This window comes from Pseudoxanthomonas sp. F37, assembly GCF_022965755.1.
Taxonomy (GTDB): Bacteria; Pseudomonadota; Gammaproteobacteria; order Xanthomonadales; family Xanthomonadaceae; genus Pseudoxanthomonas_A.
Map to the genome: position 1 here is coordinate 3,578,738 of NZ_CP095187.1, position 25,581 is coordinate 3,604,318.

At 66.6% G+C, this 25,581-nt stretch carries 17 protein-coding genes; 3 read left to right on the forward strand and 14 right to left on the reverse strand.

The features are described from left to right. Positions 1–35 precede the first annotated feature (35 nt). From MUU77_RS16770 to MUU77_RS16780, 3 genes are read right to left on the reverse strand one after another with little or no spacing between them, the layout of a single operon-like run. Positions 36–3,389 (reverse strand): GH92 family glycosyl hydrolase, encoded by a 3,354-nt coding sequence (locus tag MUU77_RS16770; RefSeq protein ID WP_245089250.1) that lies wholly within the window; start codon positions 3,387–3,389, stop codon positions 36–38. Further along, on the reverse strand, positions 3,382–4,662 hold the full coding sequence (locus MUU77_RS16775) for an AGE family epimerase/isomerase (RefSeq protein ID WP_245089252.1): 1,281 nt from the start codon (positions 4,660–4,662) through the stop codon (positions 3,382–3,384). Before MUU77_RS16775 ends, MUU77_RS16770 begins: the two co-directional genes overlap by 8 nt. Next, the gene (locus tag MUU77_RS16780) at positions 4,659–7,364 is read right to left on the reverse strand and encodes a glycoside hydrolase family 2 protein (protein WP_245089255.1); all 2,706 of its coding nucleotides are present in this window, start codon (positions 7,362–7,364) and stop codon (positions 4,659–4,661) included. The genes MUU77_RS16775 and MUU77_RS16780 overlap by 4 nt, the downstream gene beginning before the upstream one ends. A gap of 263 nt (positions 7,365–7,627) precedes the next feature. On the opposite strand from MUU77_RS16780, the gene MUU77_RS16785 reads away from it, so the two are divergent. Then, entirely contained in the window at positions 7,628–9,979 is a 2,352-nt protein-coding gene (locus MUU77_RS16785) for a GH92 family glycosyl hydrolase (protein ID WP_245089258.1), read from the forward strand. Between the two features lie 6 nt (positions 9,980–9,985). Here the strand turns inward: MUU77_RS16785 and MUU77_RS16790 are convergent, their stop codons facing one another. From MUU77_RS16790 to MUU77_RS16800, 3 genes are read right to left on the reverse strand one after another with little or no spacing between them, the layout of a single operon-like run. Beyond that, positions 9,986–10,735, reverse strand: coding sequence for a copper homeostasis protein CutC (locus MUU77_RS16790; RefSeq protein WP_245089261.1), 750 nt, complete (start codon positions 10,733–10,735; stop codon positions 9,986–9,988). Further along, entirely contained in the window at positions 10,732–11,748 is a 1,017-nt protein-coding gene (locus tag MUU77_RS16795; protein WP_245089264.1) for a N(4)-(beta-N-acetylglucosaminyl)-L-asparaginase, read from the reverse strand. The genes MUU77_RS16790 and MUU77_RS16795 overlap by 4 nt, the downstream gene beginning before the upstream one ends. Then, a complete protein-coding gene (locus MUU77_RS16800; RefSeq protein WP_245089267.1) occupies positions 11,745–12,749 on the reverse strand; it encodes a glucokinase in 1,005 nt (334 codons plus the stop codon). The genes MUU77_RS16795 and MUU77_RS16800 overlap by 4 nt, the downstream gene beginning before the upstream one ends. Before the next feature lie 407 nt (positions 12,750–13,156). On the opposite strand from MUU77_RS16800, the gene MUU77_RS16805 reads away from it, so the two are divergent. Beyond that, positions 13,157–13,600 carry a Rid family hydrolase gene (locus MUU77_RS16805; protein ID WP_245089271.1) on the forward strand — a complete coding sequence of 148 codons (444 nt, stop codon included), beginning with the start codon at positions 13,157–13,159 and terminating at the stop codon, positions 13,598–13,600. 246 nt (positions 13,601–13,846) lie between these two features. Here the strand turns inward: MUU77_RS16805 and MUU77_RS16810 are convergent, their stop codons facing one another. Beyond that, a complete protein-coding gene (locus MUU77_RS16810) occupies positions 13,847–14,398 on the reverse strand; it encodes a helix-turn-helix domain-containing protein (protein WP_245089274.1) in 552 nt (183 codons plus the stop codon). Between the two features lie 51 nt (positions 14,399–14,449). On the opposite strand from MUU77_RS16810, the gene MUU77_RS16815 reads away from it, so the two are divergent. Further along, complete coding sequence (locus tag MUU77_RS16815) at positions 14,450–16,018, forward strand: S41 family peptidase (RefSeq protein ID WP_245089277.1); 1,569 nt, start codon at positions 14,450–14,452, stop codon at positions 16,016–16,018. A gap of 1,471 nt (positions 16,019–17,489) precedes the next feature. Here the strand turns inward: MUU77_RS16815 and MUU77_RS16820 are convergent. The 7 genes from MUU77_RS16820 to MUU77_RS16850 form a co-directional block, all read right to left on the reverse strand. After that, complete coding sequence (locus MUU77_RS16820) at positions 17,490–17,717, reverse strand: hypothetical protein (RefSeq protein ID WP_245089281.1); 228 nt, start codon at positions 17,715–17,717, stop codon at positions 17,490–17,492. Between the two features lie 265 nt (positions 17,718–17,982). Beyond that, complete coding sequence (locus MUU77_RS16825) at positions 17,983–18,876, reverse strand: NAD(P)/FAD-dependent oxidoreductase (protein ID WP_245089283.1); 894 nt, start codon at positions 18,874–18,876, stop codon at positions 17,983–17,985. 58 nt (positions 18,877–18,934) lie between these two features. Then, entirely contained in the window at positions 18,935–19,573 is a 639-nt protein-coding gene (locus tag MUU77_RS16830) for a TetR/AcrR family transcriptional regulator (protein WP_245089286.1), read from the reverse strand. Positions 19,574–19,599: 26 nt separating this feature from the next. Next, positions 19,600–20,433, reverse strand: coding sequence for an oxidoreductase (locus MUU77_RS16835; protein WP_245089289.1), 834 nt, complete (start codon positions 20,431–20,433; stop codon positions 19,600–19,602). A 15-nt stretch (positions 20,434–20,448) separates the two neighbouring features. Beyond that, positions 20,449–23,547: an efflux RND transporter permease subunit gene (locus MUU77_RS16840; protein ID WP_245089292.1), complete on the reverse strand. Its 3,099-nt coding sequence runs from the start codon at positions 23,545–23,547 to the stop codon at positions 20,449–20,451. Continuing rightward, complete coding sequence (locus tag MUU77_RS16845) at positions 23,544–24,647, reverse strand: efflux RND transporter periplasmic adaptor subunit (protein WP_245089295.1); 1,104 nt, start codon at positions 24,645–24,647, stop codon at positions 23,544–23,546. Before MUU77_RS16845 ends, MUU77_RS16840 begins: the two co-directional genes overlap by 4 nt. Positions 24,648–24,724: 77 nt before the next feature. Next, positions 24,725–25,342 (reverse strand): TetR/AcrR family transcriptional regulator, encoded by a 618-nt coding sequence (locus tag MUU77_RS16850; RefSeq protein ID WP_245089298.1) that lies wholly within the window; start codon positions 25,340–25,342, stop codon positions 24,725–24,727. Positions 25,343–25,581: the final 239 nt, after the last annotated feature.

Here is a 25,581-nt window from a genome sequence, read left to right on the forward strand (position 1 = left end):
CACGGCATGCGTCTCCGGCACCGGTGCCGTCGGCCTCACGGGACGGCCTGCCGCGTCACCGGCCGCAGCAGCTCGACCTCGGCCAGCGCGACGCCTGCCGGCGCATCCAGCCGCAACCGGTACTCGGCATAGTCGCCCGGGCGCTCGATGCGGAAAGGACGCAACTGCCGGCCGGACGGGAATGCCTGCTCGCGCCTGTGGTCCAGCCGCGTCCACGCCCCGTCGCCGGAACGGCCTTCCAGCGTCCATGACAGGCCTGCCAGTGCCTGGTCCGCGCTGGTCAGCGTGTAGTGCGTGGCGCGCGCCGGGGCCGCGAAGCGGAAGTCGAGAGGGGCGTCTGCGCGCAGCGAAAGCCCGGTGGACGCGTCGTCGTCGACCAGTGCGCCCGCCTTGCCGCGTCCACCCAGCGACACGCTGAGGGCGTTCGATGTCAGGTCGGCCAGGCCGCGCGGCGCTTCGCCCGGCGGCGTCAGCGACGGCGGCAATGCGTCGGTGCCGCTGCCCCATGCGGAAGGCGCGCTCCCCATGACGAATTCCAGCGTGGCGCCGTCGGCGATGTCCTGGTGGCGGATCCACGCCTGCGACCAGGGCTTGCCATCGACCTTGAGCGATTGCACGTATACGTTGCGTGCGTCGTTGTTGCGGGCGATCACGGTCAGCGTCCGTCCATCGCCCAGATCCACCTGGGCGTACGGGAAGGCGGGCGACCCGATGACGTACTCCGGCGCCCCCATCCTCAGCGGATACAGGCCCAGCATGCCGAACAGGTACCACGCCGACATCTCGCCGTTGTCCTCGTCGCCGGGATAGCCCTGCCCGATCTCGCTGCCCAGATACAGCCTGCCCAGGATGTCGCGGGTGATGCGCTGCGTCTTCCAGGGCTGTCCTGCCGCCACGTACATCCAGGGAATGTGGTGCGAGGGCTGGTTGCTGTGCGCGTACATGCCCATGCGCACATCGCGCGCTTCGGTCATTTCATGGATGGTGTTGCCGTAGGAACCGGCGAACTTCTTCTCCGCGGTCTCGGGCGTGGCGAAGAACGCGTCCAGCCGCTGCGCCAGCGCGCCCTCTCCGCCCAGCAGGTGGGCCAGGCCGGCGGCATCGTGCGGCGTGGTGAAGGCGAAGGTCCATGCATTGGCTTCGGTGTAGTCGCCGCCCCAGACGCGCGGATCGAACGCCGATGCCGGCGAGTGCCAGCGGCCATCCGGCGCGCGGCCGCGGAAGAACCGGGTGGCGGGATCGAACAGGTGCACGTAGTCGGTCGCGCGGGCCCGGAAGTACTCCGCTTCCTCCGCATAGCGGCGCGCGCGTGCGGGGTCTTCCTCCCGGGCCGCCAGTCCGCTGGCCATCTGCGCAAGGCCGAAATCGTTGAGGGCGCCTTCCAGCGTCCACGACAGGCCTTCATGCACCCCATGGTCGGCATAGCCGCGATACATCGACCGCGACAGCCCCTTGCGGCCGACGTTCGATACCGGCGGCACCACGGTGGCGTTGCGCAGCGCCGCCTCGTATGCCTCGCGGGCATCGAAGCCGCCCACGCCCTTCAGCCACGCATCGGCGAACGCCACGTCGGAACTGGTGCCGACCATCAGGTCGGCATAGCCGGGCGATGACCAGCGCGCGACCCAGCCGCCGTCGCGGTACTGCTGCAGGAAGCCGTCGATCATCTCGCCGGCGCGCTCGGGGGCGAACAGGGCGTAGGCCGGCCACGTGGTGCGGAACGTATCCCAGAAGCCGTTGTTGACGTAGATCCTGCCGGGCTTCACGGAGGCGGAGGTCCGCTCGGCATCGCCGCCGGCGTTCTCCTTGGACCAACTGTTCTGGTCCGCATGGCGCCAGTCGGGGTGCCCGGCACTGCCGACGTTCTCGTGCGCGATGTTGGGATACAGGAAGAGCCGGTACAGATTGGAGTACACCGTGACCCGCTGGTCGTGGCTCGCGCCCTCCACTTTCACCCGGCCCAGCAGTGCGTCCCACGCATCCTGCGCGCGCGCGCGGACCAGATCGAAGCCGGCGTCGCCGATTTCCTGCTCCAGGTTGCGCTGCGCCTGCTCCACCGAGATCAGCGACGTGGCGATGCGCATGACGACTTCGCGCGCCTGGCCCGGCGCGAACTTCACGTAGCCGGTGGGTCGTCCCGTGTCGATCTTGCCGCTGTCCAGCCACGGCCGGTCGAAGCGCGCATAGACGAACATGCGCGTGGCGCCGTTGGACAGGCCGCTGCGGGTGTCGGAATAGCCGCGCACGGTCTGCGTCGCCGCGTCCAGCGTCAGCCCGGCGCGGGCATCCACGTTGTCGAACAGCAGGTTGGCCTCGCCGCCCTCCGGAAAGCGGAACCGGAAGATGGCCGCACGTTCGCTAGGCGCGATCTCGGCACGGATGCCGTTGTCGAAGTCCACGCGGTAGGCGTGCGGCCGGGCCTCCTCGTTGTCGTGGGAGAAGGAGAGCGCCCGCTTCCCGCGGTCGGCCTCCGGCACGCCGTGCGTCGACGACGGCATGACCTGGAAGGTCTGGCGGTCGCCCATCCACGGACTGGGCTGGTGGCTGATCGACAACGCCTGCAGGCGCGGCCGGTTGTCGTCGCCGTTCTGCTCGTTCCACCGGTACAGCCAGCCCAGCGAGCCGGCGTCGGTCACGGGGACCCAGAAGTTGAAGCCATGCGGCATGGCCGTGGCGGGAATGTTGTTGCCCCGCGAAAACGTGGCGTTGGACTGGGTGCCGCGGGTGGTGATGACGTAGTCGCTGGGACGCCGGACCTCCGGCTGCGCCTGGCGGCGCAGGGCGATATCGTCGATCCAGCCGGTCGAGACCGCGGCCGGAACCGGCTGGACCTGCAGTTCGATGGCACGGATGCGCTTCCCGCGCAGCGCGGCCAGATCGCCCACGCGGACCTGCTTGTGCGCCCACTGCTGCGGATACAGCGTCTTCGATGCCGCCTGTCCCCCGGCCGTGGCCGGCGCACCGTGATGGTCGGTCAGTCCCCGTTGCGACAGCCTGCTTCCGTCATCGAACAGCAGGTCGACCGCAACGCCGGTGGAGGCCGCGGTGTGGCCGTCGACGATTTCCGGAAGCACCCGCCACGACAGCACGGTGTCCTGCTGCACTTCGATATCGACCGCGAACAAGCGTGCGCGGCCCGCCGCATCGGCGCGGTAGCGCAGCGCCCGCTGCCCGGTGTAGCCCATCTTCGCCGGAGCGGCATACGGCCGCGCCGGACCATTGCCGACGGCGATGCCGACGTCCGCCTGCTCCGCCGGCGCCGGTACGGGTTCACCCGGCTCGAACGAGGTCGCGAAGTCCGCATCGTGCGCCTGCGCCGGCAGCGCACCGGCCAGCAGGAGCAGCGCCGCGGCGACCGGCGCCCGACGGTGGCGCGATGGCTCAGTCATGCGCGCGGAGTACGGACAGGACGTCATGGCAGGCCCCCATGGTGTGATAGTCGGTCTTGCCCGCCGGGCTCTTGTCCTCGTCGTATTTCCGGTTGCGCCGGTCGAGGATGCGGAACCAGGCGCCGTGGACGTGATCGATCATGTGGGCCCAGGCGTACTCCCACAGCCGGTCGTACCACTGCCAGTAGCGGTCGTCGCCCGTCGCCTTCGCCAGCCGGGCGGCGCAGGCCAGGGATTCGGCCTGCACCCAGAAGTACTTGTCGTCGTCGCAGACGAAGTACCGGCCATCGGGCAGCGAGGGCCCGGCGATGTCCTTCCTCAACGACTCGGGCGCAAAGCCGTACACCAGTCCGCCGTACTCCCCATCCCACGACGCCTCCATCGAACGATCGAAGAGCTCCCGCGCACGCGGCACCAGCCACGCCACATCGCGTCCGGCATCGCGCAGGTGTCCGTGCAGGATCAACAGCAGCTTGGCCCATTCGGTCTGGTGCCCGGGCTGGAACCCCCAGGGACGGAACAGGTGCTTCGGATCGTCGCGGTGGTAGTCGGTGTCCACGCGCCATTGCGCATCGTAATGCTCCCAGACCAGGCCCTCGGTCTGCGCGGCCTGGCGGCGTGTCATGTGGTCGGCCAGCAGCAGCGCGCGCTCCAGGTAGCGCGTCTCGCCGCTGGCTTCGTACGCGGCCAGCATCGCCTCGCACATGTGCATGTTGGCGTTCTGGCCGCGATAGTCGCTGAACTGCCACTCGCGCGTGGCCTCGTCGCGGTACAGGCCGTGGTCCGGCTCCCAGTAGCGCGTTTCCAGCAGGTCCCAGTGCGCATCCATCCACCCACGGCAGCTTTCGACCCCGGCCTTCAACGCGATGGCGTACGCCAGCAGCACGAAGGCCGCACCGTAGCAGTGCTGCGTGGTGTCTTCCGGCGCGCCATCGCGCAGCGTCCAGAAGTAGCCTCCGCTCACCGGGTCCAGATGCCGCTGGCGCAGGAACTTCAACCCATGGTGTACCGCGTCCAGGTAGACCTGGCGCAGCCCCGGGTCCTCGTCGCCGAACTCCAGCGCCGCCGTCGCGTAGTTGAAGACGAACCGCGTGCTGCTGACCAGATGGCGGTGCGACGCGTCGTAGACGCGCCCGTCGTCCTTGAAGTAGTGGAAGAACCCGCCCGCGGGGTCGATGCAGCGGGGGTGGTAGAAGGCCATCGTGCGGCGGATGTGGCCGCGCAGGAAGGTCTCGCTGCGGAAAGCGGCATGCGGGGGAATGGCAGGACTCATGGGGTCGCGGTGCTCCGGGAGGATGACGGTGCGGACAGGACGTCCGCCAGGGTGGTGATGCGAAGTGCCCGGCGCAGGGAGCCAGGGGCGGCGTTGGACGAAATGCGCAGCGTCGTGCGTTCGCCGGGAAGCAGGGTCAGCGCATTGTCGGCCGGCTCGGCATCGAGTTCGCCGAAGTCCACCCAGACCGCGCGCGCCACCGCATCGGCCGAGAGTTCCAGCACCGCACCCCGGCGGTCGGCGTGCAGCTTGGCGCGGACGGCGGAGGCGGGCCAGGCGATGTTCCGGGCCTCGGTGAAATAGACCAGCTGGCGTGAGGGCGGCTCGCCTTCCACGCGCAGCTCGAACACCGCCACGGTCCGCGCGGGATCGGCGCCCGCAAGCAGATCGGCATCATCGTAGGCGGCCAGCCGCATGGCCGACAGCGGCGCCACCTCGATCGCCCTGCGCTCGTCGCGCAACACGCGCCCACCCAGGTCCATCACTCTCAATCGCCATTGGCCCCGGCGCGGCACGGTGCGGTCCGACACCGCGGAGACCGTCGTGCGCCCGTCCTTGCGCAGCGCCGTCACGGCCACGGGCGCGAAGAAGCGGCGCGCATGGAACTGCAGCGCCTTCCAGCGCCCGAACCAGTCGACGCCCGACCACGAAGCGCCCGGCCACACGTCGTTGAGCTGCCAGTAGAGCGAGCCCATCGTGTGCGGCCGGCTGGCACGGTGGTGACGCGCGGCCAAGCCGATGCCTTCGGCCTGCATCACCTGGCTGAGATAGACGAACCCGGCGAAGTCGCGCGGCTCGCCGAATTCCATGCGGATGTAGTGCAGCAGCCGTTCGTTGCCCTTGCCGGCCAGGAACTTCTGGTGCGCTTCGACCGTCGGCGAATCGATGCGCTGTTCGTCGCGACCGATCACCTGGTCTATCGTCCTGCGCACCGGCCAGGCCTGCAGGCCGTACTCGGACACGAAGCGCGGCGTGAGGCCCAGATAGGCCGAGGGCGGGCGCGCCGGATTGCCCCACACCTCCCAGTAATGCATGTCGCCGCTGGCGGGCGTGTTGGCCGTTTCCGCCATGTCGTCGCTCGGCGAACTGGGCCAGTAGGCGATGCCGCCCGCCTCTTCGGCCACGACGCGGCGCAGGTCGCGGTCGAACAGCTGGACATATCCTTCCCAGACCCGCGCGGCGAAAGCCGGATCGGCGTCCTTCAGTGTCTTGCCATGGCCCCAGTATTTCCAGGCGATCTCTTCTTCGTTGTTCCCGCACCACAGCACGATGCTGGGGTGGTTGCGCAGGCGCCGCACCTGGTCCTGCACCTCGGCCACCACGTTGGCCCGGAACGCCGGATCGTAGGCCGGCTGCATGCCCCCGCCGAACATGAAGTCCTGCCACACCAGCAGGCCCAGTTCGTCGGCGATGTCGTAGAACGCGTCGCTTTCGTAGTAGCCCCCGCCCCAGCTGCGCACCATGTTCATGTTGGCGTCGACCGCCGACTGCAGCACGCGCCGCAGCTGTGCAGGCGTCACCCGCGAGGGGAACATGTCGAAGGGGATGGCGTTGGCGCCCTTCGCGAACACCGGGATGCCGTTGACCACGAACGCGAAGCCGCGCCCTGCCGCGTCCCGCTCGCGCCGCAGTTCGACGCTGCGCAGGCCCGTGCGCACGCTGCGCGCATCGATGACGTCCGCGCCCTGCGCGAGCTCCGCCGCGAACGCATACAGCGGCTGCCCGCCATAGCCGACCGGATACCAGCGCTGCGGCTGCCGGATGCGGAAGGACAGCGGTACCTGCGCGATGCCCTGGGACAGCGCAGCCTCACGCTCGCCCGCGAGCGTCCTGCGGCCATCCGGTGCGGTCTGCCATACGCGCACCATGTAACGCCCCGGCCTGGCGACCTCCACGGTGGGAATGGCGGTCAGTTCGGCGAGGTCTTCGCCCACACGGTCCTGGCGCACCTGCAGGTCCTGCACCCGGGCCGCATCCCAGCTGGTCAGTCGCACCGCCCGCCAGATGCCGGCGGTGACATAGCGCGGGCCCCAGTCCCAGCCGTAGTGATAGCCGGGCTTGCGTGCGAAGTTCGCCGTCATGGCGTCCTTCGGCTCGTCGCCGTAGGGCGAGGGGTAGTTGCCGGCAATGCGGTGCGGCATGGCCTGCACCGTCGGCAGCAGGCGCCGGATGGGCGAACGCAGGACCACGCGCAGCTCATTGGCCCCTTCGCGCAGGCGTCCCTGCACGGGAATGCGCCAGGTACGGAAGGCGTTGTCGGCGTCCAGCACCTTCTCGTCATTGAGGAACACCTCGGCGAAGGTGTCCAGTCCATCGAACGCCAGCTCGCTGCGCGCGGCCTGGCGCATGCCCGCGCTCACGTGGAACGTGGTGCGGTATTCCCAGTCCGCCAGGCCGATCCATTGCAGCCCTGCTTCCGGTGCACCGACATACGGGTCCGGAATCAGGCCATGGGCCAGCAGGTCGGTGTGCACCGTGCCCGGCATCGAGGCCGTACGCCATGCGGACCCGATGCCGGCAGGATCCTCATCACCCGCCCCGGTGGGTATCCGCCTGAACTCCCAGCCCTGGTCCAGCCGCCGCTGCTCCACCGCCTGCGCGCCGGCAAGCACGGCGAACAGCGCGATGAAGCACAAGGCACGCAGCACGACCAGGCTGCGCGTTGCATGGACGGGCGTGATCGGTTTGAAGCGGGTGTGCATGCGGATTCCAGTGGCGGGGCCGACAAGCGCGGGCGATCGCTCCCCTCCATGCCACGCTCCCGGCACGGGCCGGCGGCACAATTGGATCGATCCAATGCCGACAGGTTTATCACGCGGCTCTCCGCCTTGCATGCTGCTGCGCAGCAGTTGCCGTGCCCGCCGGGAGGAGACGGCGCACGCACGCCTCCGCCCGCGCCCGTCTCCTGGCCATGCCGGAGGTATGCTAGTTTTCCCCGCATTCAACCGATCCAAAAGGTGCGCGGATGAAGCGACTCGGCACGAAGGCCCTCATGCTGGCAGGGATCGCGGGGGCGTTCTTCACCGCATCGGGTGAGGCGCTGGCCAGCCCGGCCGGCGTCGGCGAAGCCGCCTTCCACGCGGTGGATCCCTTCATCGGAACCGGGGGCGAAGGCCACACCTTCCCGGGCGCCACCGTGCCCTACGGCATGATCCAGTTGTCGCCGGATACGCGCATCCAGCCACGCAAGCAGGGCTACGGATGGGCGGCGGGCTATCGCTACGACGACACCACCATCGTCGGGTTTTCCCACACCCACTTCTCCGGCACCGGCCACTCCGATCTCGGCGATCTGCTGCTGATGCCCGCCACCGGGGAACCGAAGCTGGAACGGGGCGATCCCGACCAACCCCGCAGCGGCTACACCTCGCGCTTCCGCCACGCCACCGAGACGGCCCAGCCCGGCTACTACGCCGTCACCCTGGACGACCACCAGGTGCGCGCCGAGCTCACCGCCAGCGCGCGCGTGGGCATGCACCGCTACACCTTCCCCGCGGGCAAGCCGGGGCACATCGTGCTGGACCTGCGCACCAGCATGTACGACTACCCCGGCAAGATTTCGTGGTCGCGGCTGCGCGTGCGCCCCGATGGCACCGTGACGGGCTTCCGCGAAACCCGCGGCTGGGCGCCGGGCCGGCAGCTGTACTTCGCCGTGCGTTTCTCCCGCCCGCCCACGGGTCACCAGTTGCACGACACCGAACAGGACATTCCCTACAAGGGATTTCCGCCTCCCGGCGAGAAAGACCCGCGACAGCGCGCGCAGATCGAGGGACGCCAACTGGTCGCCGCCTTCGATGTCGCAGCGGCCGCCGGCCAGCCACTGCTGGTGAAAGTCGCCATTTCGCCGGTGAGCGAGGACAACGCCATCGCCAACCTCGATGCGGAGGCCCCGGGCTGGGACTTCGATGGCATGCGCGCGTCGGCGAAGCGGCAGTGGAGCCAGGCGCTGGGAGCGGTGGAGGCGCACGGGGACCCGGCACAGCGCACCAGCTTCTACACGGCGCTCTACCACACCCTGCTCGGCCCCACGCTGTTCATGGACAGCGACGGTCGCTACCGCGGACCCGACAATGCCGTCCACCAGGCCGACGGCTGGACCAACTACTCCACCTTCTCCCTGTGGGACACCTACCGCGCCCTGCATCCGCTGACCACCCTGCTGCAGCCGCCGCAGCGCACCAACGACTTCGTCAACTCGCTGCTCGCCTCGCGTCGGCAGAGTCCGTATGGGGTGCTGCCGGTATGGTCGTTCCACGGTCTCGAGACCTGGTGCATGATCGGCTACCACGCGGCGCCCGTGATCGCCGACGCCTACATGAAAGGGATACGCGGCTATGACGCCGAGCAGGCCCTGCAGGCCATGGTGGCCAGCGCCAACTACGGCCCCTACGACGGTATCGCCGCCTATCGCGAGCTGGGCTACGTGCCCATCGACGAAGAAGGCGAAGCCGCCAGCAAGACCCTCGAGTACGCCTACGACGACTGGGCCATCGCCCGGATGGCCCAGGCCATGGGCAGGACCGACGTAGCCACCGAGTTCGGCCGGCGGGCGTCGCATTGGAAACATGCGTTCGATCCCGCCACCGGGTTCATGCGCGCGCGCAGGCGCGACGGCACGTTCCGCGAGCCGTTCGACCCGGCCGCCAGCGGCTACGGCACGGACTACACCGAAGGCAACGCCTGGCAGTATTCCTGGTACGTACCGCAGGACGTGGCCGGCCTGGCCGCGGCGCACGGCGGCAGCGACGCGCTGCTGGACCGGCTGGACGCCGTGTTCGACGCGAAGGTGGACCCGTCGGTGTTCGCGCACATGGAAGACATCACCGGGCTGATCGGCTGGTATGCGCACGGCAACGAGCCGAGCCACCACGTGGCCTACCTGTACGCCTATGCGGGCCAGCCCTGGCGCACGCAGGCGCGCCTGAAGCAGATCATGGACACCCAGTACGCGCCGCGACCGGATGGCCTGGCCGGCAACGACGATCTGGGGCAGATGTCAGCGTGGTACGTGTTCACCACGCTCGGCTTCTACCCGGTCACGCCGGGCAGCAACCAGTACGTACTGGGCCGCCCGTTCCTGCCCCGCGCCACGCTTCACCTTCCCAACGGCAAGCGCTTCACCGTCGTCGCCGACGCGCTGGACGACGCCCATGCCTACGTGGGCAGCATCACGCTCAATGGCAGGCCGCTGGAGCGCACCTATCTGGAGCACGAGGAGATCATGGCCGGTGGCGAACTGCGCTTCACCATGCAGGCCGCACCGGACACGGCGCGGGCCGGCGGGCGACTGGCGCTTCCGTACTCCATGTCGCGCTGAGCAGCGCTACGCGGCTTCCAGCGCGTCCAGGGCATCGCGCAGCGCGCGCACGCGGGCGGCATCGGTCTCGCTCCAGCTTGTGGACAGGCCCGGCAGCGCGGACGACGGCGTGCGCATCGCGGACATGCGCTGCACTTTCGCGGAGGCATGGAACTGGCGGGCGTGCGTGAGCGAGGCGACCCGCGCGATGTTGCCCGCGTCGAGGCCGGCGCCCGGCATGACCTGCAGGCGCCCCTGCGCCTGGCGCACGCATGCCGCGATGGCCGCGCTTCCTTGCTCGGCGTTCGCGCGACCGCCCGAGGTCAACAGCCGCGAGAATCCCAGCGCGACGATCCGCTCCAGGGCCGCCGCAGGTTCACGGACCGCATCGAACGCCCGGTGGAACGTCACCGGCAGCGGTCCCGCCGCTGCCACCAACTGCCGGCACAGGGCTTCATCGATGTCGCCATCGGCATCCAGGGCCCCGACCACGATACCGTCGCAGCCCAGGCGCACGCAGGTTTCGATGTCGCGCAGCATCACCTCGGCCTCGAGCGTGTCGTAGACAAAGTCGCCGGGGCGGGGGCGGATCAATACGAACAGGGGGATGCGCAGCCGGTCGCGGGCCAACGCCAGGGTTCCGTACGAGGGCGTGGTACCTCCGGTCTCGAGTGCGTCGCACAGCTCCACGCGGTCTGCGCCGCCCTGCTGCGCGGCCAGTGCGGACACCAGCGACCCGGCCGCGATCTCCAGCGACAGGGATACGCGGCGACTCATGCCGCCGCGCCGTCGTAGACGGCATCGGCCGCGTGCAGGGCGTCCTGCCTGCCGGCATCGCAGACGGCATAGACGAAGCCCGGATGCAGGGCGAACGCGCCTACCTCGCCCTGCCTGTTCATGGCCAGGAAGCATACCTGCAACGACCTGCTGGCCTCGGGACGCTTGCGGACGACGCGCGCGATGGCCTCGCGGCAGGCCTCCATCGGCGACCGCCCCTGACGCATCAGTTCCACCACCAGGAAACTCGCGGCATTGCGGATCATCTCTTCGCCCACGCCCGACGCGGTGGCGGCGCCGACCTCGTTGTCCACGTACAGGCCCGCCCCGATGAGGGGACTGTCGCCCACGCGACCGTGCATCTTCCACGCCATGCCGCTGGTGGTGCAGGCACCGGCCAGCCGGCCGTTGCGGTCGATCGCCAGCATCCCCAGCGTGTCGTGGTTTTCCTGGTTGCCCGGTTTCAGGTTCCGCTCGGCATTGATCTGCGGTTCGTACTTCGCCCGTTCGCGCCATGCCTGCCACGCCTGCTCGGCTTCCGGCGTCAGCAGGCGCTGCCTGCGGAAGCCCTGCGCCATGGCGAACTGCTGTGCGCCCTTGCCCACCAGCATCACATGGGGCGTGTCTTCCATCACCCGTCGCGCCACGCTGATGGGGTGGTCGATATCCTCCAGCGCGGCCACGGCGCCACAGCGACCGTCTCCATCCATGATGCTGGCGTCCAGCGTCAGTACGCCCTCCCGGTCGGGATGGCCGCAACGTCCTACCGTGGGATTGCACAGCTCGCTCTCGGCCCAGCGCGCGCCCTGCTCCACCGCGTCCAATGCACTCCCACCCGTCGACAGCCGCTGCCATGCCGCCTGGTTGGCGGCCACACCGAAATCCCAGGTGGACACCACGCGCCCGCCGCGGACGCCCGCACCCGGTGTTGGCCCGGCGGTGACGCCGCGGGCCCACGACATCGCGCCGGCGGACAGCGCCATATGACCCAGGAACCTTCTTCTGCCTTTCATGCGTGCTCCTCGATGGATCGGAAGGAAGGGGAAGTCCGGCCCCGCCAGCGGGCCGCGGCACCGATCAGGCCCAGTTGCCCATGATCGATGCGCCAGACCGGCGGCGGCACCCGCGGCGGATCGAATCTTGCGCAATAGCGTTGCTGGAAGGGTCCGGCGTGCAGGAACGGCGCGATGTGCGCGGTTACGCCGCCCGCCAGGTACACCTCGCGCGCGCCCGATGTCAGCACCAGGTCGGCCACCAGACCGCCGAGCCAGCCGCAGAAGACGTCCAGCGTCTGTCGGGCCGTCGCATCCGATGCATGCGCCGCGGCGACGACCTGCTCCGACCGCAGGTGCAGTGGCGCTTCCCCTCGCATGCGGGCCAGGCTCCCGTAGAGGTGCATCATGCCGGTCCCCGACAGCACGCGTTCGTTGTCGACGTGGCGCCAACGCGTGACGAGGTCCTGCAGCACCGCCAGTTCCAGCGCATTGCCTGCCGCCAGGGCGGCGTGGCCCGCCTCGGTCAGAAGCACCTCCGCGCCGGTGCGGTCCAGGCACAGGGCGGCCCCCAAGCCGGTCCCCGGGCCCAGCACCAGCGCCGGCACCTGCATGCCCCGGTCCTGCTGCCCGGGCAGCAACGGCACCAGCGTCTGCCGCGGCACACCGGGAATGGCATGGGCCACGGCGCCGAAGTCGTTGATCAGGACCAGCGAATCCAGCCGCGCCGCTTCGGCGGTGCGGGCAACGGAGACCTCCCACGGAAGGTTGGCGTTGACCAGACGATCGCCCTGCAGATATCCCGCGATGGCCACGACGGCATCGCCAAGCGCCACCTCCGGCTGGCTGCGCGCCATCCGCTCGAGATAGCCGCCCAGGATGTGGGCCAGCGAAGCGTGATCGCTGCAGCGCAGCACCCGCACGTCGCGCACGCTCTGTCCGTCGAGGGTCCAGCCCACGCGCGCGTTCGTGCCGCCGACGTCGGCGACAAGACATGCGCGCGTGCTTCGCGCCACCTGCATGAACCAGCCTCCCGGAAGCACAGCCCTGGACTGGCCGGAATCATCGCATTAAATCGATCCATATCGCGACGCAGCGGGCCGGGATTTACCCGGCTCCCGTCTTGTACTCAGACGGTTCGCCCGTTGCCTTCCGTCATCGACAGGGGAAGACGCGCGAACCAGGCAGGAAGACGGGGTACGACCGAAACGCACTCAGGGAAAGAGTTCACACGGCCTGCAAGCATGGCCGCTGGCGCGGGTTCGAATGGACATCGTTCTGCATCGGTTCGAGTGGCAATTCTCGTCCGCTATCGGCCAAAACCAGACGTCCAACATCCAACCGATCGCGCTTGCCTCACCCGTTCGGGGCATGCGGGGCCCCGGACGTACCGCCAGACTGGTGCTATCCCTCTGGAAAAGGCAACGCAATGAGCATCTCCAACCGCAAGACGGCCAGCTTCGGCGTACCGTGGGAATCGGCCTATGGGTATGTGCAGGCCGTGCGCGTGAACAACTCGATCTTCGTGTCGGGCCAGCTCTCGCACACGCCGGCAGGGCAGCTGGTCGCGCCGGCCGCTCTAGGCGCCGACGGCAAGCCTGCCAACTTCGACACCATGGAGGCGCAAATGAAGCGCACCTACGAGAACGCGCAGGTATTGTTGGCCGAGCTGGGCGGATCGCTGGCGGACGTGGTGGAGGAAACTCTGTTCGTCATCGACGTGCCGGCCGCGTTCGCCGCCAGCGGCAAGGTCAGGCCAGCCGTCTACGGCCAGCCTGTTCCGCAGGTCGCCAGCAACCTCATCGGGGTTTCCACGCTCGCCTTCCCCGAACAGCTGATCGAGATTGCCTTCCGCGCTGAAGTGCAGGCGTAGCACGATTCTCGGACCGAAGCCGCGCTGTCATGGAAAGCCCGCGTGCCATCAGGCGTTCGGGCTTTCTCACTTTCTGTACCCGGTTAGTAGCGTGCATAGCAGATCAGAACGCTCTTGGATTCAACCGATCGACGCAACAGTTTGTCGATATCGCTCTGCCGGTGTTTCGTAGCCCGGCGACTTGGTGCGGCACGGAAGGGTTGCCGTTGCAAGGCGCGCGAACAACTTTGTGTCTGCACGCCATGCCTAGCAGATGGTGATACGGAAGAAGTGCGCCTGGCTCTTCCCACGATTGGCGAACGTATGCGGATGATCGCTGGCGTACAGATGGGCACCGATGCGCAGTGTCCGTTCCTCACCATTCATGAGTAGTGTCACTTGGCCTGCGGCGACTACCAGTTGCACGTGCCAGCCCTGGGGATCGGCGCCGGCACGATAGGACTCGCCCGGCTCCAGCCGCCATTCCCAGGTTTCCACTTCGCGGGTAGCACGGACGCTGGACAACAACGTGCCGGTTCCCCCGTGACGCCCCTTCCATCCCAGTCGCTGTGGCCGCTGCGTCGATGGGCTCTGCGGATTGGCCACCAACTCGGACAGACTGGCACCCAGCACGATCCCTAGCCGGTCCAGGGTGGAGGTACTCGCGCTGCTGGTGCCGTTCTCGATCGCTCCCACCATGCGCAAGCTCACACCCGCTGCGTCGGCAAGCGCGCGCTGGCTCAGGCCGGCCGCAAGGCGGCGCGTCCTCAGGTTGTGGGCGACATGCGTCAGGAATTCAGGGATGGGTTGACTGGGCATGCTTCTTCGCATCCAATGAATGGCAATATTTTGCCTATTAGGCATCGGATGATGAACCGGGTCAATCCGTGGAAGAAATGGCTGTTCCTGGGCGTTGCATGCCTGCCGACAGGCTTGAGCGCAGCATCTGACGACGCGTCAACCGTCATGACGCCCGAGCAGGTGGAAGAGGACTTCGATCTTGCCGTGAAAGTGGTTGAGGCTGGCCTTCCAGACACGACGTGGTTCCAGTCCGAGCGCGCTTGGCGGCTCGCCAAGGAGGAGGCGCATCAAGCCCTTCCCGGCATCGAAGACGCGCAGGGATTGTTTCGAACGCTCAGGCCGCTGCTCAGCCGGATCGGTGAAGGTCATCTGACCCTGCATCGCAGCCCGGCGATGAGGCGCATGGACAGGCAGGGCCAAGGCCTGCTTCCGCTCGACATCCACTGGACCGAAGGTGGTGCATGGATCGAGAAGGGATGGGGAGATGCAGCCTTCATTTCCCCCGGCACACGTCTATTGGCCATAGACGGAGAAACGACGGACGACTTGGTACGGGAGTCGATGGCAGCGCTGGGACACGATGGCCGGATCGCAACCGGCGCGATGCGCGAGGCCGGAGGCGCGGGCTATGCGATGGTGCGCTATTGGATGCGTGGAGGGGCCCGGCATTACCGCCTACGCTTGCAAGATGCCTCTGGCGCGATCACCGAAATGGTGGTCGCGGGCATGCCTGCTTCGGCCCGACCGGCGCAGACGGCATCCGAGGAGTCACCGGTGGCAAAACTGGAGTGGCTGGACGGCCAGACGGCCCGGCTGGTGGTCCCGACTTTCAGCAATCAGCGTTATCGCAAAGCCGGAAGCGACTATCAAGCCGTCATCGGCCAGCTATTCGAAACACTGCACGAGCGCGGAGCGCGCAACCTGATACTGGATCTCCGCAGCAATGGCGGCGGATCGGAAGGCAACGAGAACTATCTGTTTTCCTATCTCGTCCGCGATCCGCTCCGCAAGTACGCCTCGGTGGAAGCCCGTGACGCGTCGCTTTCCGTGGCGGACAGGCACGGTCGCCTGTACTCGGTAGAAGTTTTCGACAAACAGGAACTGGCCACTCAAGAGCGCCTTCCCAATGGCCACCTGTCCCGCCGCAACGAGCCGCCTGAAGGGTTGATGTCGCATTGGGAACGGAGGTCGCCCGTGTTCGATGGCCGACTTGTCGTGCTGGCGGGTGGGGAGACGTTCTCTGGAGCCGCGGAGCTTTCCTCGATGCTCCACCACGTGCAACGCGGACTGTTCGTAGGCGAAGAAGTGGCGGGAGCGCACGCCGGCAATACCAGCGGCTACACGTGGGAAGTGAGGTTACCCAACAGCGGAATGGTGCTGCACATTCCCCTGCTGAAGTTCCGCTTCGCGTGGGATGAGCTGCCACTCGGCCGTGGTGTCCCACCGCATTGCGCAGTGCCCCCGGACTTGCCTGGCACAAGCCGGGACACCCCGCTTGAGGTGGCCTACTCGCTTACCTTGATGCCGTGGACGGTTGCGGATCCACCCGCCTGCCCCATGCATGGATCCGATCGCGCCACGGGCCCATGGCACAATGATGCCGGCTACAGGGTTCTTCCTCGATCAGCCGGAAGATGAGTGCGTTCGGGCGGCGACGGATGTCTGTAACGGGTCGGAAACTGATCGAGAGACCATCATGAAGCGTAGCTGCGATGGCTGCAGTGCTGGACCCGGCGTTGGTCAGCGAGCGTGCCGTCGTCTGGTTGCCGGGAATTTCGCAAATCGACCTCGCCATCCATTCGCCAACCCTGACCTCCAGCGCTCGCGCCAAGCCCACAAGGTTTACCGCTCGTATGTATATACCTTTACCGAGATTGGTGGGCAGGTAACCACATCGAGCACGGTCCTATGCGACTGGATGATTGGCACACCCGGTCGGAGTGCTGGGCTAGTCCTGCGTCGCGCAGGTCGGTTTGTAATCGCGCATATACCAGTCTTCCGACAGACGGTGTCCCCGTTCGCCTAGGCTCTCCGTCGGATTTTTTGCAGGGGGCGCCGAAAGAAAAGGAGGGTGTTATGAAATCCCTATTGATTGCCACAGTAATCCTGATGGGTGGATTCTACTGCGGTACCGCAGTGGCGGTAGATGGCAGGAACGCAGTGGGCGTGTGCATAGACGCCGGGCCAAAATGCGCGTGGTCTGTTAACGATAAGGGTGAAGTTGATGTCTGCACCGCGAACGGATGCTGGTACTGTCCATCCGCAACCAGTGAATGCGTGCCGGCGAGAACGACCCGGCCCAAGCCATCGAATCCAGTGCGCGGCACGATTGTGAGTACGAAGATCGGATGGTATGAGGTCGGCAAAAATCCAGGGATCGATAAACTACTTCCCCCGGCCAAAAAGCCCTAGCGCCTGAACTAAGCCGCGCCGCGAAGCGGCGTCGGCTTCTATCACTCTCCCCATGACACCCGTCTCTAGGTGCCGAAGAGAGTCCCACTGCTGGGCTGGACGATCAATTCCGCGCATCCCTGGGGCATCGCTACGCTGCTCACCATCTTGTTGGTGATCGCCGTGGCGGCCGGTTTCGACCTTGGGATGTTCCGTATCTGAAGACGCCGTACATGACGGGTGCGTCTACGCCCCGCCTGACATCTAACTGGATATGCAGGACTACACCTCGCCATCGCCCATGCGTTGCTCGATGACGCGAACAGTCATCTCAAGCTTCGCTGCTATGGCTTTCTAGGTAAATGCGGTGAGATGCTGAGCGCGGGCCCATCAGACTGACCCCGGACTGATAGCGACCAGGGATCGAAGTCTGCGATCTAGGGGACACTCGCGTGGACGCGGGGGTGTGTTGCGGACGGAGTAATCTGACATGCAGGAATGGACAGAGGGCGATAGCCGCCCGGCCCAACTCATCTGTCCGCTGCCGGCCAGAAGCGGACTACCAGTATTGTCCGGCCAGAAGATGCAGGCGCTGAGGCCGTCGCGCCCCAGAACGATGGCCAAGACCGTGCACTTCCGGTCGGCCCGCCTGGCCCGCGGGGCGGTCCCGGACCAGGGACACCGTCAGGCCTCTTGGCACGGCCTCTGATAGCGTGGGTTATCTCCAGGCACAGGAAAACCCGTGGAGATCCGTCTGCCTCACGATTGCCTGCGCGCTGGCGTCATGCGGACGCTCGGCGTCGGGATGCTCGGACACTGTTGGAACTTGACGCTCGCAGGCGCGATCGACGGCGAGCAGGTGCTGCGACTTGTCTGCGGACTCGGTGGCGATGACGACCTTGATCTCCCCCAAGGTCTGGATATACAGCGAATCAGGTTCTGCCACGGGCGCGGATGCTCGGTTGTTCAGGAGCCGGTGCGGGCGTTCAGGGCCGCGCACTGCAGATCTCAGTGTAACCAAGTCCGTTCAGCCAGGTGACGAAGTAGGCGCTGTCCCGGACGCCGAAGGAGTGCGGGCCCGCGTGGACGTTGTGCACTTGCGTTCTGCCGCAGCGCCACCGTGCCGCAGTTTTTCGGCTACCGGCAAGAGAACCATCGCGTCGTGGAACGACTGGGTTAGCGTTTTCCCCGAGGGAACTCTTGCCCTGCGCTCACACCAGCATCGACTGTTGAGCGGAGATCCCGGCCGTCGCGCCCTGCCATGATGCCGTGGTGACCGAGGGCATTCCGGGGTTGGCCAGGTCGCCGGCCGCGTAGATGCCGGGCATGCTGGTTTCGCGGCGCTCGTCGACTCTAAGGGCGATACCCGTAGGCGTAGCGACCGTGTCGAGGCCCAGTGACTCGTGCAGGCTTGAGGACGGCTTGGTGCGCGGATGCGCGAACAGAATGTCGACCGCAACATCGGGCGCGACATCGAGCTTGATGCTGGCTTTATGCCCACCGTGACGAGCGACCCCGACGATCCGGCCATCCGCGATAGCTACGTGGCGGCGCGCGAGATCGGTCCGGACATCGGGTGCGATGTCGTGACCGTCGGCGAAGACCGTCAACCTGTCGGTCCAATCGTGGAACAGTCTGACCTGATTCATCGACTGCGGGCCAGACCAGATGAGACCCCAGTGTTGTCCCGCGACTTCGAAGCCATCGCAATAGGGGCAAGGCACGATGGCCGTGCCCCAGCCTTCGGCGAAACCCGGGACATCAGGGATCTGGTCGACAACGCCATAGCTCAGAATCAGGCGGCGTGCGCCAATGCTTTCGCCATCCGCAGCAAGAACAGAAAATTCGTCGATGGCGCCAGAAATGCTGTCGGCGCGGGCATTGACGAGTCTGATTGTGGGATAGCGTGCCAGTTGCTTCCGCGCCTCGGCCAGGATGTCCAGCGGCGGCTTGTGATCGTGGCCGAGCACGCCATGGGAGTGGCCGGCGAAGCGATTGTGGGGCAGCCCGGTATCGAGAACGGTGACTTTCCGGCGGGCGCGGCCGAGCTGAAGGGCGGCGGCGAGACCGGCAAAGCTGCCGCCAATGATGATGACGTCGTTCATGGTAGTGGGCTCCGCGTTCCAAGTAGATGGATGGTAGGTCCGGCCCGGCAAAATGCCGTCAACGCTGTGCACGCGAAATGCCGGAGATAGGAACTTCAACGAGATGACCTTGTTCACGAGGGCTTTGGCCCTCAAACGCCCGACTGAAAAGGCTCAGCGTTGCGTCGGTACTCGTCGCCGCCAGCGGCGCGACCTGCAGCGCGTTGGCCTGCTGCAGCAACTGCAGATACAGACTTGCGTGCTCCTCTGCCCTATCGACGCCCTCGCGGGCCAAGGCCGAGCAGATGTACGCCCGGTAAGGCGCCAGATAGGCGTTCCAGCGTTCAGTGTAGAAGGCCACCCCCGTCGTGGAACGACGGAGCGTCGCGCAGAAGCGTCGACACGCACCTGGTTGAGCCAGCTTCTGGATCTCGAGCGCGACATAGGCCAACGCCTCCTTGAGGTCGGACCCCGGATTGGCAGGCACAACGACCCTGGGAAAGCCCGACGCATGCAGGTCCATGACCGCCGCGAACAGGCACGCCTTGTCGCGATAGTGCGCGTAGACAGTCGCCTTCGTATACCCCGCGACCTCCGCGATCCGATGCATGCTCGCATCGTCGTAGCCGGACGCCTCGAACGCCTGGGCAGCCGCTTCGAGGATGCATGCCCGGGTATGTGCGCGCACGCGTTCCCAGCGCTTCGCGGATGCATTCATCTCGGCAGCGTCCGATGCGCCTTGACTCAGGCGAGCCCGAAGGTCTTGCGCAGACTGGCATCCACCGCCCCGGCAGGCATGAAACGCCGCAGTTTCGCCAGGAGCGATGCCTGCCCGGCGGGCGTGCGACGCATCCTCCACTTTCCGAGGGCGGCCTCGACGACGGTATCGGCCACCGCCGCCGCATCCGGGGCCTCGCTCGATGCGCGCGCGATCGCCCCGAGCGCGAGCTCCCGTTCCCGATCGTAGTCAGAGATCGGAGTGCCGACCCGCTGCGTGTTCGCCTCGAAACTGGTGTTGGTAAAGGAGGGCTGCACCAGCGTGACCCGCACCCCGAACTGGCGCAGCTCGTGATCCAGGCTCTCGGACAGCCCCTCGACGGCGTGCTTGCTGGCGGCATAGACGCCCATGTACGGGGCCGGCAGGAATCCCAGCACCGAACTCAGGTTGATGATCCGGCCGGTGCGGCGCGCGCGCATGTGGGGCAGCACGGCGCGGATGGTCCTCAAGGCGCCGAGCACATTGGTATCGAACAGCGACTCGACTTCCGGTATTCCGGTCTCCTCCACCGAGCCGACCAGGTTCTGGCCGGCGTTGTTCACCAGTACGTCGATGCGACCCTCCCTGGCAATGAGGTTCGCGACCGCGTGATCGATACTTGCCTGCTCGCAGACATCCAGCCGCACAAGCGTCACGCCCTTGACGGGCTCCGCACGTTCGAGCTCGCGGACGCTGCCGTACACCACGCACCCGGCGTCAGCGAGCGCCCGTGCACTGGCGCGTCCGATGCCGGAGGAGACACCGGTGACCAGAACGACTTTCTTTTCCATGGCTGCCTTCTTGAGGGAATCCGGGTTCATATGCCTGGCGGCTCTTCAATGTGCTGGCGCGAGCGCTGGCCCGCTTTCTTCATCAGGCGAGGACGGTCTGATCTTGAACCAGATCGCGTACATGGCCGGCAGGAACACCAGGGTCAGGACGGTTCCTGCCAGAGTGCCGCCGATCAACGTGTACGCCAGCGTTCCCCAGAACACGGAATGCGTCAGTGGGATGAAGGCCAGAATCGCGGCCAATGCGGTCAGGACGACCGGGCGCGCCCGCTGCACCGTGGCCTCGACGACGGCATCGAAGGCACCCAGGCCTTCTTGCTCGTTATGGTGGATCTGGCCGATCAGAATCAGGGTGTTGCGCATCAGGATGCCGGACAGCGCGATCAGTCCGACCAGCGCGTTGATGCCGAAGGGCTGCTGGAACAGCAGCAACGTCGGCACGACGCCGATCAGGCCCAACGGGCTGGTGGCGAACACCATGATCATCGCGGCGATGGAGCGGACCTGCAGGATGATGATGAGTAGCGTCAGCGCGATCATGATGGGGAACAGGGGGAGCATCGCCGTCGTGGCTTTGCCGGACTCCTCGATCGCACCCGCCTGTTCGATGCGGTAGCCGGCAGGGAGTCGTTCGATCAGCGGTTGCAGGTCCTTCAGGACCGCCGTGGAGACGTCCGGCGGTTGCAGGCCTTCGGCAATGTCGCCCCGGACGGTGATGGTGGGCGTGCGGTCGCGCCGGCGCAGGATGGGGTCTTCCATGCGGATCTCCACGCTGCCCACCTGGGAAAGCGGGATGCGCTGACCGGCACTTCCGGCCAAGGTGAAGTCTGCGATCTTCTGTGGATCCAGGCGCGTATCGCCGGCTGCCCGGCCCACCACCTGCACGGACCGGATGTCTTCGCGCACGTCCGTGAGCGGCGCACCGCTGAGCAGGAACTGCAGTTGCAGCGCCACCGAGTTCGAAGTCAGACCCACGGCATTGAGGCGATCCTGGTCCAGGGCGAAGTGCAGCGTGGGCACGCGAGGGCCCCAGTCGGTATTGACCGTGCGCATCATCGGGTTGCCCCGCATGATCGCGCCCACCTCCTCGGCGATCTCCCGCAATTTGCCCGTGTCCGGGCCCATGACCCGGTAAGCGACGGGGAACGGGGACGGCGGACCAAACACGATCTGGGTAACCCGCACCTGCGCTTCGGGCGCCAGCCCGTCGGCGATCGCCTCGCGCAAGCGGAATTTCAGGGCCTCACGCTCCTTGTCGTCGCCGGCCAGCACCACGATCTTGGCGAACGACGGGTCAGGCAGCTCTGGCGACATCGCCAGGAAGAAGCGCGGAGCGCCCTGGCCGACGTAGGCCGTCACAATCCTTGCCTCTTCCTGCTTGGCGAGCCAGGCCTCGACTTTGGCCGTCGCGGCACTGGTCTGCTGGATGGAGGTGCCATAGGGCATCTGCACTTCGACCAATACCTCCGGTCGATCCGAGGTGGGAAAGAACTGCTTCTTCACCGCGCCCATGCCGACGACAGCCAGCGCGAACAGTCCCACCACCGTGCCGGCAACCAGCCACTTGCGCGCGATCACGCGCGCCAGCAGCTCCCGGAAGCGGTTGTAGTTGCGGGTGTTGTAGATGGCCTGGTGTCCGCCTTCCACCTGCTTGATGTCCGGCAGCAGCTTCACGCCCAGGTACGGGGTGAACACCACGGCCACCACCCAGGACACGATGAGCGCGATACCGACGACCCAGAACATGTTGCCGGTGTACTCGCCCGCGGTGGATCGCGCGAAGCCGTTGGGCATGAAGCCGATGGCGGTGACCAGGGTGCCTGACAGCATCGGCGCGGCGGTGTGGCTCCAGGCGTAGGCCGAGGCGGCGACACGGCTGTACCCCTCCTCCATCTTCACCACCATCATTTCGATGGCGATGATGGCATCGTCCACCAGCAACCCCAACGCCAGGATGAGCGAGCCCAGCGTGATGCGATCGAAGTTCTTGCCCGTGGCAGCCATGATGACGAAGACCGCGGCCAGCGTCAGGGGCACTGCTGCGGCGACGACGATGCCGACGCGCCAGCCCATGCTGATGAAGCAGACCAGCATCACCACCAGCAGCGCGACGAAGAACTTGACCATGAACTCGTCCACCGCCGAGCTGATGTTCACGGCCTGGTCGGTGACCTTGGTGAGGGAGATGCCCAAAGGCAGGTGGGCGTTGATCTTGCCGACTTCGGATTCCAGCGCCTTGCCCAGATCCAGGCCGTTCCAGTCGTCGCGCATGATGACGCCCAGCAGGAGCGCAGGCTCACCGTTGTTGCGGACAAGGAAGGTAGCGGGGTCTTCATAACCGCGCTCGACGGTGGCCACATCGGAGAGCTTCAGCGTACGTCCGCGCGCCACGATCGGTGTCTGGCGGATCTTCTCCAGGCTGTCGAATGCGCCCTCCACCCGTACGAATACCGTCGGCCCACGCGTTTCGATCGAGCCGGCGGGCGTCAGCACGTTCTGGCTGTTGAGTGCTGCGAAAATCTCCTGGGGGCTGACGCCCACGGTGGCCAGCCGATCGTGCGAGAACGATACGAAGATGCGCTCAGGCTGCTCGCCGATGATGTTGACCTTCTTGACCCCAGGCACATGCAGCAGCTGCTGACGTAGCGCCTCGGCATCGCGCACCAGCAGGCGTTGCGGCTCGCCTTTCGCCTTCAGAGCGTAAAGGGCGAAGGTCACGTCCGCATACTCGTCGTTGAGAATCGGCCCGATGACACCTGCGGGCAGCCTCCCGGCCTCGTCTCCCAGCTTCTTGCGGGCCTGGTAGAACTCCTCTTGAACTTGGGACGGCGGGGTCGTATCGCGCAGGGACACCATCGTGAACGCCAGGCCCGGGCGCGTGTAGGTCTCGGAGCGGTCGTACCACCGCAGTTCCTGCAGCCGCTTTTCCAACGGCTCGGCCACCAGATCCTGCATTTCCTGCGCCGTTGCTCCCGGCCATGCGGTGACGACGGTCATCTGCTTGATGGTGAACGGCGGGTCTTCGGCACGGCCCAGCTGGAAGAATGCGAGGACGCCCGCCACCGAGATCAGAAAAAGAAGGAAGACGGTCACGGAGCGTTCGCGAACCGCGAGCGAGGAAAGATTGAAGCGCCTCTCGCTCATGGCCGAGCCCCGGCGTGCGCTGCCTTGTCCTCGCCCAGCGGCGTGACGATCTGGCCGTTCTTGATCAGATGCGCGCCGAGCGATATGACTTTCTGGCCTGCTTGCAGGCTGCCTTTGACCTGCGCCATGTCATCCGAGATTCCCATTACCTGGACGGGGCGCCACACGGCTTTGACCGGCCTGCCCTCCAGCGCCCAGACGCCCGTCCCTTTCCCGGGGTCGAACAGCGCGCCGATCGGGACCCGCAGCGCGGCAGCGGCTGAGGCGCCACCCGCAATTTCGACCGTGACCGTGGCGCCCAGCGGGGCGTCTGCGAGCGCGCCGTCCAGGACGTATCGGGCCTCATAGGTGCGTGTCAGCGGGTCGGCCGCGTCGGAGAGTTGCCTGAGCCTGGCGGGCACGGGGTCCCTGCGATCGCCATAGAGCTTGGCCTGCCCGACCGAGCCCAATGCCGGGCGCAGCGTCTCGGGAAGTTGCACGATGGCTTCGCGCTCGCCTGTCCGCGCAAGGCGCACGACAGGCTGGCCGGCGCTCACGACCTGGCCCGGCTCGGCCAGTGTCTCCATCACCACACCGTCCGCATCGGCGAGAAGCGCTGCGTAGCGATTGGCGTTGCTGGCCACCTGCGCCTGGGCTCTGGCGGCACTGAGCTGGGCGCGTGCTGCATCGGCTGCGGCCCTGCTCTGGTCGTACGACGAGGCGGAGATGGCGCCGGTGCCGAGCAGGGCGCGATACCTGGCCTCATCGGCGATCGCCTGTCTGGCTTGGGCTTGCGCGGCCATGACGGCCTGCTGTTGCGCCTGCGCCGACAACTGGAGGTCGACCGGGTCGATGCGCATCAGGACCTGCCCGCGGCGCACCTTCTGTCCCGCATCCACCAGCCGCTGCGACACCTTGCCTGATACGCGGAATCCGAGATCGCTCTGGACTCTCGCCGCCACCGTTCCTGTGAATGCGCGAGATGAGGCGCCCTCACTTCTTACGGTGGCCGTGCGCACCCAGGGCGCCTCTGTTCGCGGGTCAGCCGGCGCTTCGGTACCGCACCCCGCCAGAAGACCGACCAGTACGAAAGTTAATGAATTTTTAACAAAATAACGCATCGAGAGTACCGTCGGTCCAATGTGGACGGCACTCTGAACCTAGTGACTAAATTAGTCAATAGTCACAACCCGCTTGCTCAAGGAGACAGACTCCGCAGTACGAGGTTGCACAGCAGCGTGGGAGCCTGCTCGCTGTAGCCGATGCTATGCGGCAACAAAAGCGGGTTCAGATAGGGGCGCAGTACCAGATGGATGGCACTGGTGGTTTCGTCCAAAGGTGTCTTGCGCTCGAAATCGCCCGAGTCCCGGCCCTGCTGGATGATCTCCTGGAGCAGTGCGCGCAGCCTTTCCTCGTATGCCAGGACCGATGGCCACCGCTCGGCGGCGGCCGACTGCGCTATTTCGTAGAGCTTCCGGTCCTGTGAGAAAAGCCGCTGATGCGCCTCTGTAGAGGCCTTGAACAGCTTGCGCAGGCGCTCTGCAGGCTGTTCCACGCCCTCGGTGGCCTGACGGATCTCGTTTTCGAGCTGTGCCAGGCAATTGGAGCAGATCGCCTCGCCAATGGCCTGCTTCGACTCGAAGAACTTGTAGACGTAAGCCTTCGAGAAACCGATCGCCTTGGCCAGGTCTGAAACGGTGGTCTTTTCATAGCCGTAGTGGCTGAAGTGCTCGGTAGCCGCCACAACAATCTGGTCACGTATGTCGTGCGTCGCCGGCCCACGGCCGGAACCGGCGGGAGCAATGGAGGTGTTCATGGGTCCAGCTTACTCAAGCCTCTATGAACCATCAACGTGTGACGCACGCGGCTACTGGTCACTCCCGCTCTTGTTGTTCTGGAGGCCCGCTCAGGCCCCTATGGTGAAGGACCCATCCAAAAAGGGGCGGATGATCTGCGCAGCCTGACAGCCAGGCGGAGCGCCGTGAGCATCGGTGGCCCGGTCCCTCGAGCGGCGTGATGTCCGCGACGGACCGCAGGCCGACATTGCCGGACCCA